Source organism: Nonomuraea sp. NPDC049758, assembly GCF_040674635.1.
Taxonomy (GTDB): domain Bacteria; phylum Actinomycetota; class Actinomycetes; order Streptosporangiales; family Streptosporangiaceae; genus Nonomuraea.
The window spans coordinates 235457-251092 of sequence record NZ_JBFAMZ010000001.1 but is presented as its reverse complement, the minus strand read 5'-3'; the positions used below and the strand labels follow the sequence as shown (position 1 = coordinate 251092).

Sequence of the window (15636 nt, the reverse complement as noted above, 5' to 3'; positions counted from 1 at the left end):
CCCCGGGACGGGGGCGACACCCCGTGCGGCGGCGATCCGCCGCACGGGGACGCGCGGGTCAGGCGGCGAACGGCGCCGGACGCCGGTCGCGGATGCTCAGCTCGTAGATCTTCTCGTAGCCCATGGCCATGCCGAGCGCGTCGAAGTTGCGCTTGACGTGCATGCGGCAGTCGGCCGGGTTCAGGCCGCCCGCGGCCTCGACCGCCTCGGCCAGGTCGGCCGGGTCGTCGCAGACGTACCCGGTGATGCCGTCGACGAGGACCTCGCCCACGGCGCCGCCGCGCAGCGCGACCACCGGGGTGCCGCTCGCCATGGCCTCGATCATGACCATGCCGAACGCCTCCTCCCGGCGGCTGGGGAAGAGCAGGCAGTGGGCGTCGGCCAGCAGCTCGCGCTTGCGCGCTCCGTCGGCCTCGCCGACGTAGACGGCGTCGTCGCCGAGCCGGGGGCGGATGTGGCGGTCGAAGTACTCGTGCTCGGACGGCTCGTTCAGCCGGCCGGCGAGCACGATGCGCCGGCCGGCCCGCCGGGCGGCGTCGATGGCCAGGTGGGCGCCCTTGCCGGGGCTGAACCGGCCGAGGAAGAGCGCGTAGTCCTCCTTGCGCTCGCGGAAGGGGAAGCTCTTCAGGTCCACGCCGTTGTGCACGGTGCCCAGCCAGTTGAGGTCGGGGGCCTGCATGCGCTGGAACGTCGAGGTGGACACCAGGCCGACGGAGTCGCCGAGCCGGCGGTAGCGCTCGGCCTGCTCGCCCGAGGCCGGGCCGTGCACGGTCGTCACCGTCGGGATCCGGGGGTTCAGGGCGGTCACCGAGCCCGCCGGGGAGTGGTCGTGGACGACGTCCACGTCCAGGTCCGCCGGCCGGACGTCGGGGACCGCCGCCCTAGGGGCGGGTTCGTCCAGCGGGTGGGAGGGCGGCTGGGTGTAGGCGGCCAGGACGTGGGGAGACGTGCCCGACCGGCCCGCGCCGATCAGGGTGACCTGGTGGCCCAGTCTGAGCAGGGACCGCGCGAGGTCGTCCATCATGACCTTGACACCGCCGTACGAGCGGGGCGGGTTCTCGAACCTCGGGGGAGCCACCATCGCGATGTGCAGCCGGGACTTGGCGGACATGACGTCACCTCCGTAGGGGCGGCAGAAGAGGGTTCGGCCGGTAGGCGGCCCGCAGCCTCGATGCGAGGCGGCGGGTGCGCCATCTCGGATTCCCCGTGCCGGCCGCTTCGAACCTGTGAACTGCGGTGACGTTCGTCGCAGCCGCGGCGGCGGGGCGCCGCCGCGGCCGGGGTGACGGTCAGGCGAGGAGCCGCTCGATGCGGGTGCGGACGTCGGGCGTGTCGAGGCCGCGCACGGTGAGCGTGGTACGGCGGCGCACGACGTCGTCGACGGTGGCCGCCCACTCGTGGTCGCGGGCGTAGACGGCCTGGGCCCAGATGTCGGGCCCGTCGGGGTGGATGCGCTCGCCGAGCGAGGGGTCGTCGCGGATGAGCCGGGCCACGTCGAAGGCGATCGTGCCGTAGTGGGTGGCCAGGTTGCGGGCGACCAGCGGGTCCATGCGGGCGCCCGGCTCGCGTTCGGTCCACAGGCGCATGGCGACGGCGTCCGGGCTGGCCAGGCCCGGCAGCGGCACGGCGGGCAGGATGTCGGCCAGGTCGTCGCCCAGCGGCCGGCCCGGCAGGCGGGAGAGGGTCTCCAGGACGTGCCTGCCGATGTGCCGGTAGGTGGTCCACTTGCCGCCCGCGACCGACAACATGCCGCCCGCGCCCCTGGTCACGACGGTCTCCCGCTTGGCGGCCGACACCTGCCCGGGGCCGCCGGGCAGCACGCGCAGCCCGGCGAAGGCGTAGGTGATGTCCTCACGCCGGAGCTGGCAGTCACGGACGGCGTGACCGGCCTCGTCGAGGATCTGGGCGATGTCGGCGTCGGTGGCGCGCACGTCGGCCGGGTCGCCCTCGTACGCCTCGTCGGTGGTGCCGAGCAGCAGGTGGTCCTCCCACGGGATGGCGAAGGAGACCCGGTACTTGTCGATCGGCGTGGTGAGCGCGGCCTTCCACGGGTCGTGGCGGCGCATGACCAGGTGGGCGCCCTTGGAGAGCCTGATGCTCGGCGCCGCGTGCGGGTCCTCCATCCGGCGCAGGTGGTCCACCCACGGGCCGGTGGCGTTGAGGACGAGCCGGGCGTCCACCCCGAACTCGGTGCCGTCGAGGCGGTCGCGCAGCTCTGCCCCGGTCACGTTGCCGCCCGACTTGCGCAGTCCGACGACCTCGGCGTGGTTGAGCACGACCGCGCCCGCGTCGACGGCCGCGCGCACGGTCATGACGGCGACGCGGCTGTCGTTCATCTGGTGGTCGCCGTAGACGGCGGCGGCGCGCAGCCCCTCGCTGCGCAGCGCGGGGACGCGGGTCATGGCCTGGTGCGGCGTGATGACCTTGCCCATGCCGTCGCCGAACACCGACAGCGCGGAGTACAGGAAGACGCCGGCGCCGAGCTTGGCCGCGCCGTGCGGGCCGCCCTTGTAGATCGGCACCAGGAAGCTGAGCGGTTTGACCAGGTGGGGCGCGATGTCGGCGGCCAGGGCACGGCGTTCGCGGTGGTTCTCGGCGACCAGCTTGACGTTGCCGGTCTGCAGGTAGCGCAGGCCGCCGTGGACCAGCTTGGACGACGCGCTGGAGGTGGCCCCGGCGAAGTCGCCCGCCTCGACCATCGCCACCCGCAGCCCCGCCTGCGCGGCCATCCAGGTGACGGAGGTGCCGAGGATGCCGCCGCCGATCACCAGCAGGTCGTACGTGGCGCGGGAGAGCTCGTGCCGGATCTCGGCCCGGTCGGCGCCGATGGCGATGTTCATGACGTGCTCCAGTCCTACTGTTCGACCCAGTCGAGGGTGCGGGCCACGGCCTTCTTCCAATTGCGGTACTCCCGCGCGCGGACCTGTTCGTCGATCTCCGGCCGCCACTCCGACGCCTTGTGCCAGTTGGCGCGCAGGCTGTCGAGGTCGGGCCAGTAGCCGGTGGCCAGGCCGGCGGCGTACGCGGCGCCGAGCGCGGTGGTCTCGGCGACCATCGGCCTGATCACGGGGACGGCCAGCACGTCGGCCAGCGTCTGCATGAGCAGGTTGTCGGCCGTCATGCCGCCGTCGGCGCGCAGCGTGGTCAGGTCGAGGCCGGAGTCGGCGTTCATCGCGTCGACGACCTCGCGGGTCTGCCAGGCGGTGGCCTCCAGGACGGCCCGCGCGATGTGCCCCTTGGTGACGAACCCGGTCAGCCCGGCGATCACGCCGCGCGCGTCGGAGCGCCAGTGGGGCGCGAACAGCCCCGAGAAGGCCGGGACGAAGTAGCAGCCGCCGTTGTCGTCGACGGTCTTGGCCAGCGTCTCGATCTCGGCGGCGCTGGAGATCAGGCCCAGGTTGTCGCGCAGCCACTGCACCAGCGAGCCGGTGACGGCGATGGCGCCCTCCAGCGCGTACGTGGCCGGGCCGTCGCCGATCTGGTAGCCGACGGTGGTCAGCAGGCCGTGCCGGGAGACGACGGGGTCCTGGCCGGTGTTCATCAGCAGGAAGCTGCCCGAGCCGTAGGTGCTCTTGGTCTCGCCGGGCTCGAAGCAGGTCTGGCCGAACAGCGCCGCCTGCTGGTCGCCGAGCGCGGAGGCCACCGGCACGCCGGCCGCTGTGTGGCCGTAGACCTCGGCGGACGGGCGGATCTCCGGCAGCATCGCGCGCGGCACGCCGAGGGCGGCGAGCAGGTCGTCGTCCCAGCTCAGCGTGTGGATGTTCATCAGCATCGTGCGGCTGGCGTTGGTCACGTCGGTCAGGTGGCGGCCGGTCAGGTTCCACAGCAGCCAGCTGTCCATCGTGCCGAACAGCACCTCGCCGCGCCCGGCCCGCTCGTGCAGCCCGTACGCGTCGAGCAGCCAGCGGATCTTCGGCCCGGAGAAGTAGGTGGTCAGCGGCAGGCCGGCCTTCTCCTTGAACAGCCCCTCGTGCTCGGCGAGCGTGCGGGTGAGCGCGTCGGTCCTGGTGTCCTGCCACACGATCGCGGGGCAGACGGGACGCCCGGTCTTCCGGTCCCACAGGACGGTGGTCTCGCGCTGGTTGGTGATGCCCAGCGCGGCGATGTCGAGCCCCTCGGTGGCCTCGGCCATGACGGTCCGGACCGACCGCCAGATCTCCTCGGCGTCGTGCTCGACCCAGCCCGGCTTGGGGAAGATCTGGCGGTGCTCGCGCTGGGCGACGGTGACGATGTTGCCGGCCTGGTCGAAGACGATGCACCGGCTGGACGTGGTGCCCTGGTCGATGGCTGCGATGTAGTGCGGTCGAGGCACGAGGTTCCTCGCTTGGGAGTCGGGGTTCGACATTGTCGAACGATGTGAGCGATGTTACGTGTTTGCCCCGGTGTTGTTCAACCGGTCATCTGGCCAGATCGCGGGTGATCGCGCGGGCGGCGTCGCGGACGTAGGAGACGTACTCCATGGTCAGGGCGCCGTCGGCGGTCAGCCGTTCGACCGCGCCCCGGATGCCGATGGCGCCCACCACGAGGCCGCGCGGGTCCTTGATCGGGGCGGCGATGGCGACCTCGCCCTCGGTGAGCTCCTCCATCTCGGCCGCCCACCCCCTGGCCCGGACCTGCTCCAGGTCCTCCTCCAGCTTGGCGGCGTCGACCAGCGTCCGGTCGGTGTACGCCGGCAGCGGCGCGGCCGCCAGCGACTCCCCGTACGGGTCGTAGGCGAGCAGCACCTTGCCGAGCGCGCTGGCGTGCGTCGGCAGGTAGGTGCCGACCTGGAGGGTCTGCATGCTGTCGTCGGGGCGGAACACGTGGTGGATCACCAGCACGTGCCCCTCGTGCAGGGTGCCGATCCAGGCGCTCTCCCTGCTCCGCCCGGCCAGGGCGTCGGCCCAGTTGATCGAGCGGGTGCGCAGCTCGTTGACGTCGAGGTAGCTGCTGCCCAGGTGGAGCAGGGTGGCCCCGAGCCGGTACTTGCCGGTCGCGGCGTCCTGCTCGACGAAGCCGACGCGGACCAGCGTGCGCAGGATGCCGTGGAGCGTGCCCTTGGGCAGGCCCAGCGCCCTGGCCAGCTCCGCCACGCCTAGCTGGCGGGGGCCGGATGCGAGCAGCCGCAGGATCGCGGCCGCCCGTTCCACCGATTGAATCGTCTCTCCCACGGCGGTCACCCTAGCGCAGATCAGTTCGACATTGCCGAACGCTTGCGGGAAATCGGCGCCCCGCCGACCGCGAGCGCGGCGTTGGCGGGCCAGGCCGAGCGCCCTGGCCCGCAGCGGCCCCTCGGGGAACGGCGTGGTCGGCAGAGCAACGTGAACCCGGCGGCGGCCGGCGCGAAGCCGAGACCTGAACCGATCACCGGCAGCGCCACGTTCAGAATGGAGAAGTCCACGGCGAGCATGAACGGGGACCCCAGCAGGAGCACCGGAACCAGCCGTTGCGCGGACGTCATGCGATCGGATCGGGGCCGATCGGCGAGCACGGTCATGCCATCCCTCTAATGGAACGCTTGTTCCGTTAAAATGCGGCACGACGACAGCACGAAAGGGGCATTAATGGAACAAGAGTCCCGTTTGGCGGGGACTGTGCGGCCAGGGGGCCGCACCGCGCGCGTGCGCGCGGCCGTGCTGGAGGCCACTCAGGACGAGCTGGTCGAGCACGGTTTCCATGGGCTGACCATGGACCAGGTGGCGGCCAGGGCCGGCGTGGGCAAGACCACGGTCTACCGGCGCTGGGGCAGCAGGGCCGGGCTGGTGACGGACCTGATGACCGAGCTGGCCGAGCAGTCGTCACCGCACGCCGACACGGGATCCATCGAGGGCGACCTGCTGGCCAACGCCGGGGCCGTCGTGGGCGCGGTCACCGACCACCGGCTCGGGGCCACGTTCCAGGCGGTGATCGCGGCGGGCACCTCCGACGCGCAGGCCGTCCAGGCGTTGCGCGCGTTCTATCTGCGGCGCATCGAGGAGTGGGCGAAGGTCGTCGACCTCGCGGTGAAACGGGGTGAGCTGCCCGAGGGCACCGACGGCATGGAGGTGATCCGGGCGATCTCGGCGCCGCTCTACTACCGCCTGCTCGTCACCAAGGAGCCGGTGGACCTGGCGGTCGCCCGGGACGCGGCGCTGCGCACGCTGGCCGCGGCGCGGGCGGGCGCGTTCGTCCCGCGGGACGCCTGACGCGGCACGACGGGGCCTCCCGCGCGGGCGGGGTCACAGGGGGCCGTCGGGGACCGAACGGGGCCAGACGGAGCCGTACCACCACATGATCCCGCCCATCACCACAAGCCCGGCCGCCGTGGCCAGCTTCCCCCACAGGTCGGACGGCGGCCCGGTGTACGGCAGGCGGCCGTGCCTGTGCTCCCGCCCCCAGGCGCAGTCGTTGCGCACCCGGGTGGAGTCGAGCAGCGTGTCGGGGTGGGTGTCGGTGACCGAGAACGCCTCGATCTCGCGGGTGGTGCCCCGGTCGATCCGGACCGTCCTGACCACCTGCTTGCGGGCCGGGATCGAGCCGGTCGCCACGCTCCGCGCGTCCACCCGCAGGTCGAACCGGGCGAGCTGGGGGGTCTGGTTGCGCAGCGTGACCCGTACGGACCCCGAACCGCACGCGATCCGGTCGGTCGTCATCGTGAACGGATCACCCCGGTCGGGCAGCGGCCACGCCTGCGCGGACGACGGCAGCAGCAGGGCCGCGCCCACGGGAAGGGCGGCCAGGACGAGGCGTGTACCGATGCGCATGTGCTCCTCCCGAGCCCCGCAAGCGTGATCTTTGCCACAGATCGTGCCCATAAGTGCACAGAAAGTAACATGGCCGAGCCGGGGGAGCGGAAGCCCGTCACACCCCTCATGATGGAGGTATGGCGGAAGCGATCTACGTCGGCGGTTTGTTGGTGGCGACGCCGCTTCTTGACGACCCCAACTTCCGGCGTAGCGTCGTGCTGATCCTGGAACACGACCAGGACGGCGGCACGCTCGGCGTGGTGCTCAACCGGCCCAGCGACATCTCGGTCACGCAGGTGCTGCCGGTCTGGGACCCGCTGGTGACCGGGCCGCCGGTGCTGTTCGAGGGCGGCCCCGTGCAGACCGACAGCGCCCTCGCCCTCGCGGCGGTCCCGAGCGGGGAGGAGCCGCTCGGCTGGCGCAGGCTCCACGCCGGCACCCCGGCCGTCTCCCGCCTGGGCACGGTCGACCTCGACGCGCCCCCCGAGATCCTCCAGGGCGAGATCGCGCAGATGCGGATCTTCGCCGGATACGCCGGCTGGACCTCCGGTCAGCTGGAGAGCGAGATCGCCGAAGGCGCCTGGTACGTCGTCGACTCCGAGGACGGCGACACCTTCCACGGCGACCCCGGCTCGCTCTGGCGGCACGTGCTGCGGCGCCAGCCGGGCGAGCTGGCCTTCGTGGCGACCTGCCCCGACGACCCCACGATGAACTAGGCCGCCGGGCGGGTGTCCCAGCCGGGCCGCAGCGACGCCTCGGCCAGCGCGACCGCCTCGGAGATGCGCGAGACGATCTCCGGCATGGTGGTCTCCCTGCGGGGGCACTCGAAGCCGATGCGCATGGTGGACATCGCGAACGCCACGATCAGGTACGTCAGCTGATCGTCCTCGGGGGCGACCCCTCTGCGGGCGGCGACGGCCTCGGCCAGCCGGGTCTCCGTCATGGCGCCCCGGGCCACCGACTGTCCCACCAGATGCGGATATTTATCGAATAGTTGCCGCAGCTTCAGGAACCTCTCGGTGTCCTCCGGCGTTGACCCCTGCATGTCGTCCACCATGGCCCGCAGGCCGTGCATGAGCGACGTGAACGGGGGCTCGTCCGCGGGACGAGCGGCGAACTCCTCCAGCAGGATCGCCTCGCCGTGGTCGTGGAACCACAGGACGAGATGGTCCTTGCTGGTGAAGTAGCGGAAGAAGGTGCGGGGAGAGACTTCGACGACCCCCGCTATCTGCTCGATCGTGGTGGACTCGTATCCTTGTTCGAGGAACAGGTCGAGCGCCGCGTCGAGGAGCGCGAGGCGCGTCTTCTCCTTCTTGCGTTCCCGTAGACCCACAGCGGACACCCCTTCGCCACCTTTCTGTCACAGTGTGCCAGAAGTCATGCGGCGTCTTTTTAAAATCGTTTGTCATAAGTCATCGCCTGACATACCCTACCTGAGGCTTACGAGACCTATGCCGCAGTTGAGCGGTATGTGACTGAGGGGGACCTTATGGCTAACGCGAAGGCGGTCGTCGAACCGTCGTCGCCCGGCCTCGGTAAGACGGGGACAGGTGGCGGAAACCCGTGGCTGGTGCTGTTGGCGGTCAGCCTCGGCGTCATCATGGTGATGCTGGACGGCACGGTGGTGGGCATCGCCAACCCCGTCATCCAGATGGAGTTGAAGGCGTCGCTGTCCGACCTGCAGTGGGTGACCAGTGGTTACCTGCTCGCGCTGGCCGTGTTCCTGATCACGGCGGGCAAGCTCGGCGACCTGTTCGGGCACAAGCGCGTCTTCCTGATCGGCGTGACCGGCTTCGCTCTGTCCTCGATCGGCATCGGTCTCAGCCAGGAACTGGCCGACATCGTTCCCGGCGTGTCGCCGGTCGGCGCGCTGATCGGCCTGCGGGTGCTGCAGGGCCTCTTCGGCGCCCTGCTCCAGCCGGCCGCCCTGGCCCTGCTGCGTGGCGCCTTCCCCGGTGAGAAGCTGAACCAGGCCATGGGCGCCTGGGGTGCGATCATCGGCCTGTCCAGCGCCGCCGGCCCGATCGTGGGCGGCGTGCTGGTGGAGAAGGTGAGCTGGGAGTCGGTCTTCTTCATCAACGCCCCGGTGGGCATCGTCGCGCTGATCATGGGCATTTTGCTGATCAAGGAGAACCGCGTCCAGACGTTCGCCAGGATCGACTGGCTCGGCGTGCTGCTGCTGTCGGGCGCGATGTTCTCGCTGGTCTGGACGATCATCAAGGCCCCCGAGTGGGGCTGGGGCGACTCGACGACGCTGACCTTCATCGGCGCGTTCGTGGTGCTCATCGCCGCGTTCATCTTCTGGCAGAGCAGGGCCAAGCAGCCGCTGGTGCCGCTGTCGCTGTTCAAGAACGCCTCGATCTCGATCGGCACCCTGCTGATGATGATGGTCGCGTTCGCCATGTTCGGCGCGATGTTCTTCCTGGGCTTCTTCTTCCAGGGCGTGCACGGCCTGACCCCGCTGGAGGCGGGTCTGCGGATGTTGCCGATGAGCGCGGGCATGATCGTGGCCTCGCCGCTGGCCGGCATGGCGATCGGCAAGCTCGGTCCGAAGATCACGATGGCCGCCGGTCTGCTGATCACCGCGTGCTCGATGTTCCTCATGTCGCGGCTCAGCATCGACGCCTCGTTCATCGAGAGCGGCCTGCCGTTCGTGCTGCTGGCCTTCGGCCTCTCGCCGGTGTTCGTCGGGGCGACCGAGATCATCGTGGGCAACGCGCCGGTCGAGCTGAGCGGTGTCGCGGGCGGCGTGCAGCAGTCGGCCATGCAGGTCGGCGGCGCGCTCGGCACCGCGATCCTGGGCGCCGTGATGGCCGGCGAGATCGCCGACACGCTGCCCGGCTACCTCGGCCCGGCGGCGCAGGCGATCCCGCCCGCGCAGCTCCCGCTGCTGGAGAAGGCCGCCGCGTTCGGCGCGGCGCCTCCCGGGCTGCCGCAGGTGGTCACCGACGCCGTGCACCACTCGTTCATGGACGGCATGCACCTCGCCTTCCTGGTCAGCACCGGTGTCGCGGTGCTGACGGCCCTGCTGACGCTGTTCGTCAAGGCCGGGCGGAAGAGCGAGGGCGCGCCGGTCCACATGGGCTGAGCGCGTCCCGCCGGAACGGCCCCCGCCTGCGTGGCGGGGGCCGTTCCGCTGTCCGGGCCCGGTTATGCGGGGGGTGACGGGTGTCCGGGGTCGGTCATGCGGGGGTGACGGTCAGGGCGACGCGGCCCGAGGTCTTGGTGGTGACCGTCAGGATGCGCCTGGCGGCGTTCCAGGCGGCCGTGCCGCCGTCCACCCGGCCGCCGTTCGGGAAGCCGCGCTCGGGCAGGTAGATCTCGGTCGGGCCGGTCTCGTTGGCGTCGAAGACCACCTGGAGGCGGTTCTCGCCGTAGGTCACGCTGATCGGGACGCCGCCGATCGCCCTCGGATAGGCCCTGACGTACGCGCCCGGCAACGCGGTGGCCTTCCCCTTCACGTCGTACGGCCCCCAGGCGTCGGCGTCCCGCGACCAGTAGGCCATGCCGGTGCCCACCTCGTCGCTCAGCCCCTGGACCTTCCGCACCAGGTCGGACGCGCCGGGCCGGGTCATGTCCAGCCCGAACTCGCCCAGCAGGACCGGCGCCCCCATGCGCTCGGCCGTCCGCGCGATGTTGTCGCGCCACCAGCCCAGCGTGCGGTCGGTCCACTCCTTGGAGCCCGCGGCGTAGTCGTCCCCGAGGTCCAGCGGCAGCGGGTAGACGTGCGGGGCGAAGGCGATGCGCGGCGGCCCGCCGCGCGGGTCGTCGAAGCGCGGCAGCGACGACGGCAGCCCCCAGTTGACGCCCACGGCCTGCGGCTCCAGGAAGATCCAGCTGTCCTGGTCGACCGCCCTGATCCGCTCGATGCTCTTGCGGTAGAGGGTGGCCAGGGGGCCGGTCTCGAACGCCGCGCCCTGGACCGAGCCGCCCCACGGCTCGTTCATCACGTCGTACCCGAGAACGCCCGGCACGTCCTTGAAGCGGGCCGCGACCGCCGCCCACGCCTTGGCGTAGTGGTCCATCAGCTCGGGGTGCTCGCCGGTGGTGTTCCAGAAGTGGTCGAAGGCCCGGATGACGCCGGGTTCCAGGTAGTACATCTCCCAGGTGAAGTGGTCGGTGGCCACCGGCAGGCCGTCGGTGTGGGTGGCCCAGCCGGGCGCGCCGTTGCCCGCGACGCCGGTGGGGGTGATGCCGTTGCCCCACAGGTCCTGGTGCATGTCGAGCATGACCTGGTAGCCGCGGTCGGAGTACCACCGCACCCGCTCAGCCACCTTGTCCAGATATTTCGTGTCATTGGTGCCGGGGGAGGGCTCCACGGCCCGCCACTGGATGAGGAACCGCACGAAGTTGGTGCCCATGTCCCGGTACTCGCGGTCGATGTCGTCCGGGGTCAGCTCGGGCAGGGCGTCGGGGGCGCCCTTGGCGCTGCTCGCCGTGTTGAAGCCGTGCAGGATCAGCGCCCGTCCCAGGTCGTCGGTGACGTAGCGGGGCGTGGACGGGGGAGCTTCCCTGGTCGCGGCGGCGACGGCGCCTCCGGCCAGCAGGACGAGCACGGCTGTCGTCGCGAGCAACCTGGCACGCTTCATCTGATCTCCGCGGATGCCGGGAAATGGGGTCTTCCATCAGAATCATGGACGCGGCTAGCCTGCCGAACATGAGCCTTGTTCGCAATAGCCTGCCGGCGATCGTCGCCTTCTTGATCGTCCTGGGGTTCGGTCTGTTCGGCGCGGTCCTGGTCACGAGGGTCGGCTACCTGGCCGTGCCGTCCGCGGTCGGGGCCCCGTACGCGCTGCCGGGCCTGCGCGTCGTCCCCCTCGGTGAGACGACGTGGCTGCTCACGCTCGCCGACACGGTCCTGGCGCTCGCCCTGGTCGGCGCGGTGGCGGCCACGCGCGGCGGCTTCTGGCGCACCTGGGGCAGGTTCCTGGCCGCCGCGGTCGTGGTGAACCTGCTGCGCGCGGCCCTGCTCGCCACGGTCGCGCAGGCCGGGATCGGCGCCTATCTGGGCTATCTCGGCGGCGGCCTGGCCGTGGGGCTGATCTGGGGAATCGTGCTCGGCTGGCTCCCCGGGCTCGCCGCGCTGCCACGCCGGCGCGGTACGCGGGACCGCTCGCCGGCGGGCATAAACTCGATGGGGTGAGCACGAAGATCCTCCCAGAGCAGGAGACCACGCCGCGCACCTCTCACGGTGACGGCGACCACGAGCGCTTCGCCCACTACGCGGACAAGCACAAGATCACCGAGAGCATGGTGACGGGCACACCCATCCGCGCCCTGTGCGGCAAGGTCTGGGTGCCCAGCCGGGACCCGAAGAAATACCCGGTCTGCCCCGAGTGCAAGGAGATCTACGAAGGTCTTCCGTCGGGCGGCGGGGGTGACGACAAGAAGCAGTGAGTGTTGCTGAAGCCCAATCCCCTCGGGTAAGGCTACGGTCGGTAATCTGACCAGCCCATACCGTCACGGGGGGATTGCATGGCCCGGCGCGCGACCGCCGTCTCGTTGGCATGCCTGCTCGCGGCCGGGCTCGCCCCGCCGCTCCCGCTCGACGCCACCCCGACGTCGCGCTGCCAATCGTCGGCCGCGCGCCTGAGCACGCGCCCGACCGCGCGCCCGACCGCGCGCCCGACCGCGCGTCCGACCGCGCGCCCGGCCCCGGGCGTGCCCAAGGCGACCGGCCCGCGCTCGCCGCTCCCCGAGGACGTCGCGAAGGTCATGGCCGAGCTTAAGGTCCGGCTGCGCGGCGTGGCCGTGCCGGCGCGCATCACCGTGCCGACCCGGGTGGTCGTCCTCACCGACGGCCGCCGCAAGATCTCCGAGCAGGCGGTCAAGGCCCAGATCGACGTGCTCAACGCCGCCTACGCCGGCCGTAACGGAGGCGTCGACACCGGCGTGCGCTTCAAGCTGGAGTCGGTCTCCGTCAAGGAGAACGCCGGCTGGTTCACCGACCCCGTCGGCGGCGAGAAGGACATGAAGACCCGCCTGCACCAGGGCGGCGCCCAGACGCTCAACCTCTACATCGCCCAGCTCAGCGAGCTCATGCTGGGCTTCGCCAGCTACCCCTACTGGTACGCCGGCGCCCCCGCCCTCGACGGCGTCGTGATCGACTGGCGCAGCCTGCCCGGCGGCCCGATGACCAACTACGACAAGGGCTACACCGGCGTCCACGAGATCGGCCACTGGCTCGGCCTGTTCCACACCTTCGAGAACGGCTGCGACGAGCCGGGCGACGGCATCGCCGACACCGCCCCCGAGGCCCGCGCGACCGAGGGCTGCCCCGAGGGCAAGGACACCTGCGCCCACGCCGGCTCCGACCCGATGCGCAACTACATGGACTACACCCACGACCGGTGCATGTCGGAGTTCACCCAGGGCCAGGCCGACCGCATGCACGAGATGTGGACGGCCTACCGACGCAGCGCAGATGCGTAGTTTGGGGGCAATTACGATGTGCAGGTGACAGCACCGAAGGCAATCGACGCTCCCGACACCTCACCCCCGATCCTCGGGCCCCAGTACCGCACCGCCACCTTGGGGATTCTTCTGGTGGTCACGCTGATCGCCTTCGAGGGCATGTCGGTCGGCGTCGTCATGCCGGCGGTCTCGGCCGACCTCGACGCGCTCAACCTGTACGGCATCAGCTTCTCGGCCTTCCTCATCGCCAGCCTGTTCGCCAACGTGGTCGCCGGGCTCTGGTCGGACCGGCGCGGCTACCCGCTGCCGTTCCTCGTCGGGGTGGTGCTGTTCGTCGCCGGGATGGCACTGGCCGGCGCGGCCGACGCCAAGGAGCTGTTCCTGGTGGCGCGGGCCGTCCAGGGGCTGGGCGCCGGCTCCTCGATCGTGGCGCTGTACGTGATGATCGCCCGGGTCTACCCGGCGGTCGTGCGGCCCAAGGTCTTCGCGGCGCTGTCGGCCGCCTGGGTCGTGCCCTCGATGGTCGGGCCCGCCGTGGCGGGGGCCGTCGCGAAGGAGTGGGGCTGGCGTTTCGTCTTTTACGGGATCATCCCGCTGGTGGTGCCCGCGCTGGTGATGCTCGTCCCGGCGCTGCGGATGGCCTCGCCGGGTGAGGCCGACGAGAGCCCGCGCGGGCCGCGTTCGCAGCCGCTGGCGATGACGCTGGCCGCCACCTCCGCCGCCGGCGGCGCGGGCGTGCTGCTGTGGGGCGTGGACGAGCTGCACAAGCAGCCGGTGATCGGCACGGCCGCCACGCTCGGCGGGCTGGGCTTCCTCATCTACGGCCTGCACCGGCTGCTGCCGCCGGGCGCGCTGCGGTTCGGGCGCGGGCTGCCCACGACCGTGCTGCTGCGCGGGTTCTTCTCGGCCGCCTTCTTCGGGGTCAACTCCTTCATCCCGCTGGTGCTCACGTCGGTCAAGCTCTTCGACGCCAGGGCCGCCGGGATCGCGCTGACCACGGGCGCGCTCGGCTGGTCTGCGGGCTCGTTCCTGCAGAGCAGGCGGACCGCCGAGCCGCACCGGCGGATCAGGCTCGGGGCGGTGTGCGTCACGGCCGGGATCGTGATCGCGCTGTTCGCGGCGCTGCCCGCGGTGAGCGGCTGGATCGCGGTGCCGGCCTGGATCGCGGCCGGGTTCGGCATGGGCCTCGGCATGACCACGGTCAGCGTCACCGCGCTCAGGCAGTCGCCGGTCAGCGAGCAGGGCGCCAACTCCGCGGCGTTGTCGGTCACCGACATGCTGGGCTCGGCCCTGACCGTGGGCCTGGGCGGCGCGGTGATCAACTTCATCGGGCACGGCTCCGGGCAGATCGCCACCGGATTCGTGGTGATCTCGGTCCTCATGGCGCTCATCGGGCTGGCCGCCACGTTCCTGGCCGCGCGCACCCGCTGATCGTGTGATTCTGCCCCTCCCGCCACAGCGATCACGGATCGCCAGATCTTCGTCCCGAGGAGTGATAGGACAACGGGACGAGGAGGTGTCATGGAGGATGATCACCGGGTCTGGCCCCCCGCTTCCGGGCCCCGGCACCGCCGCACTCCTCCCCAGGACGCGGACTTCCCGGACGACCCCGACAGCGACGACAGTGACGACGACGGCGGCGACGACGGCGGCGACGAGGAGGCCCCCTGGCCGCCACGCCGGGGGCGCGACCCGTACGAGCGGCCGGCGTGGAACCCGCGGATCCGCAGGACCGTCCCCTTCGACCCGCCGGCCGACCCGCTGCCGCCCTCGGCCCGCCGCCACGCCACCCCCTCCGAGCCGCTGCCGCCCTCGGCCCGCCTCTACGGCACCCCCGCCGACCCCGGCCCGCTGGAGCAGGCCCCGCGGCGCGGACGGCCTCTGGCCGGCGTCCTGGTCGCGCTGGTGGCGGTGGCGGGGCTGATCGCCGGGGTGAGCGCGGTGGCGTCCCGGCTCACCGCGCCGCCGCCGCGGCCCGACCGGCTGAGCGACGCCGTGGCCGGCGTGACGCTGCGGCTGCCGCCCGGCTGGAGCGCCGGGACGGTCCCGCCGGTCACCGGCTTCTCCTCGGTCGCCAGGGACGGCAACGGCGCGCTGGTCATGGCCAGGCGGGTCGCCGAGCCCGTGCCGAATGCCAAGAAGGCCGCGGGGGAGGCCGCCGAGCTGTACTCCAGGCTGCTGCTCAAGGGCGACAAGGTCACGGTCGTCGACGACCGGGACATCCCGCAGGGACACACCCGGGCCCTGCGGGCCGAGTACCAGGACGTCGTCAACCGCCCCGCGTTCCTGCGCGTGATGCTTCTCACTCGCGCGGGCCGCGCCGTGCTGCTCGTCGGCCTGCTCCAACCCGAGGCGGCCACCGGCAGACAGGCGCTCGACGCGGTGATGACGAGCTTCAGATAAGCCACATAGCACGTAGGGAAGACCTTGGCCAGAATCCTCGGTGCACGGCACGTCTTGTCGGTGAGCCCGATTACTCTTGGGTCACTGTGAGAGAGCGAAGCACACGAACCCCAGA

Annotated in this window: 16 protein-coding genes; 8 read left to right on the top strand and 8 right to left on the bottom strand. The window is 71.5% G+C overall.

Features of this window, described 5'->3' with window-relative positions:
* Positions 1-58: 58 nt before the first annotated feature.
* The 5 genes from AB0J46_RS01150 to AB0J46_RS01130 all read right to left on the bottom strand — a co-directional run bounded on the left by AB0J46_RS01150 (position 59) and on the right by AB0J46_RS01130 (position 5476).
* Complete coding sequence (locus AB0J46_RS01150) at positions 59-1111, bottom strand: glycosyltransferase family 4 protein (protein WP_364324733.1); 1053 nt, start codon at positions 1109-1111, stop codon at positions 59-61.
* 178 nt (positions 1112-1289) lie between these two features.
* The gene (locus AB0J46_RS01145) at positions 1290-2840 is read right to left on the bottom strand and encodes a glycerol-3-phosphate dehydrogenase/oxidase (RefSeq protein WP_364324730.1); all 1551 of its coding nucleotides are present in this window, start codon (positions 2838-2840) and stop codon (positions 1290-1292) included.
* Between the two features lie 14 nt (positions 2841-2854).
* Positions 2855-4312, bottom strand: coding sequence for a glycerol kinase GlpK (gene glpK / locus AB0J46_RS01140; RefSeq protein ID WP_364324727.1), 1458 nt, complete (start codon positions 4310-4312; stop codon positions 2855-2857).
* A gap of 85 nt (positions 4313-4397) precedes the next feature.
* On the bottom strand, positions 4398-5150 hold the full coding sequence (locus AB0J46_RS01135; RefSeq protein ID WP_364324724.1) for an IclR family transcriptional regulator: 753 nt from the start codon (positions 5148-5150) through the stop codon (positions 4398-4400).
* A 20-nt stretch (positions 5151-5170) separates the two neighbouring features.
* Complete coding sequence (locus AB0J46_RS01130; RefSeq protein ID WP_364324721.1) at positions 5171-5476, bottom strand: hypothetical protein; 306 nt, start codon at positions 5474-5476, stop codon at positions 5171-5173.
* A 67-nt stretch (positions 5477-5543) separates the two neighbouring features.
* Between AB0J46_RS01130 and AB0J46_RS01125 the strand changes: the two genes are divergently transcribed.
* Positions 5544-6164 carry a TetR/AcrR family transcriptional regulator gene (locus AB0J46_RS01125; RefSeq protein WP_364324718.1) on the top strand — a complete coding sequence of 207 codons (621 nt, stop codon included), beginning with the start codon at positions 5544-5546 and terminating at the stop codon, positions 6162-6164.
* 33 nt (positions 6165-6197) lie between these two features.
* On the opposite strand, the gene AB0J46_RS01120 is transcribed toward AB0J46_RS01125, so the two are convergent.
* On the bottom strand, positions 6198-6722 hold the full coding sequence (locus AB0J46_RS01120; protein ID WP_364324715.1) for a hypothetical protein: 525 nt from the start codon (positions 6720-6722) through the stop codon (positions 6198-6200).
* A 119-nt stretch (positions 6723-6841) separates the two neighbouring features.
* Between AB0J46_RS01120 and AB0J46_RS01115 the strand changes: the two genes are divergently transcribed.
* Complete coding sequence (locus AB0J46_RS01115) at positions 6842-7420, top strand: YqgE/AlgH family protein (protein ID WP_364324712.1); 579 nt, start codon at positions 6842-6844, stop codon at positions 7418-7420.
* Here AB0J46_RS01115 and AB0J46_RS01110 read toward each other — a convergent pair.
* Complete coding sequence (locus AB0J46_RS01110) at positions 7417-8046, bottom strand: TetR family transcriptional regulator (protein ID WP_364324709.1); 630 nt, start codon at positions 8044-8046, stop codon at positions 7417-7419. The genes AB0J46_RS01115 and AB0J46_RS01110 overlap by 4 nt on opposite strands.
* 147 nt (positions 8047-8193) lie before the next feature.
* Here AB0J46_RS01110 and AB0J46_RS01105 point away from each other — a divergent pair, with 147 nt between their 5' ends.
* Complete coding sequence (locus AB0J46_RS01105) at positions 8194-9792, top strand: MFS transporter (protein ID WP_364324706.1); 1599 nt, start codon at positions 8194-8196, stop codon at positions 9790-9792.
* 94 nt (positions 9793-9886) lie between these two features.
* Here the strand turns inward: AB0J46_RS01105 and AB0J46_RS01100 are convergent, their stop codons facing one another.
* Positions 9887-11293, bottom strand: a complete 1407-nt coding sequence (locus AB0J46_RS01100; protein ID WP_364324703.1) for a cellulase family glycosylhydrolase — start codon at positions 11291-11293, stop codon at positions 9887-9889.
* 68 nt (positions 11294-11361) lie between these two features.
* Here AB0J46_RS01100 and AB0J46_RS01095 point away from each other — a divergent pair, with 68 nt between their 5' ends.
* The 5 genes from AB0J46_RS01095 (at position 11362) to AB0J46_RS01075 (ending at position 15521) form a co-directional block, all read left to right on the top strand.
* Positions 11362-11847 carry a hypothetical protein gene (locus AB0J46_RS01095; protein ID WP_364324700.1) on the top strand — a complete coding sequence of 162 codons (486 nt, stop codon included), beginning with the start codon at positions 11362-11364 and terminating at the stop codon, positions 11845-11847.
* Positions 11844-12101 (top strand): DUF3039 domain-containing protein, encoded by a 258-nt coding sequence (locus AB0J46_RS01090; RefSeq protein WP_358283521.1) that lies wholly within the window; start codon positions 11844-11846, stop codon positions 12099-12101. Before AB0J46_RS01095 ends, AB0J46_RS01090 begins: the two co-directional genes overlap by 4 nt.
* 78 nt (positions 12102-12179) lie before the next feature.
* The gene (locus tag AB0J46_RS01085; RefSeq protein ID WP_364324697.1) at positions 12180-13136 is read left to right on the top strand and encodes a zinc metalloprotease; all 957 of its coding nucleotides are present in this window, start codon (positions 12180-12182) and stop codon (positions 13134-13136) included.
* Positions 13137-13160: 24 nt separating this feature from the next.
* Positions 13161-14549, top strand: a complete 1389-nt coding sequence (locus tag AB0J46_RS01080) for an MFS transporter (RefSeq protein WP_364324694.1) — start codon at positions 13161-13163, stop codon at positions 14547-14549.
* A 90-nt stretch (positions 14550-14639) separates the two neighbouring features.
* Positions 14640-15521, top strand: coding sequence for a hypothetical protein (locus AB0J46_RS01075; protein ID WP_364324691.1), 882 nt, complete (start codon positions 14640-14642; stop codon positions 15519-15521).
* Positions 15522-15636 lie beyond the last annotated feature (115 nt).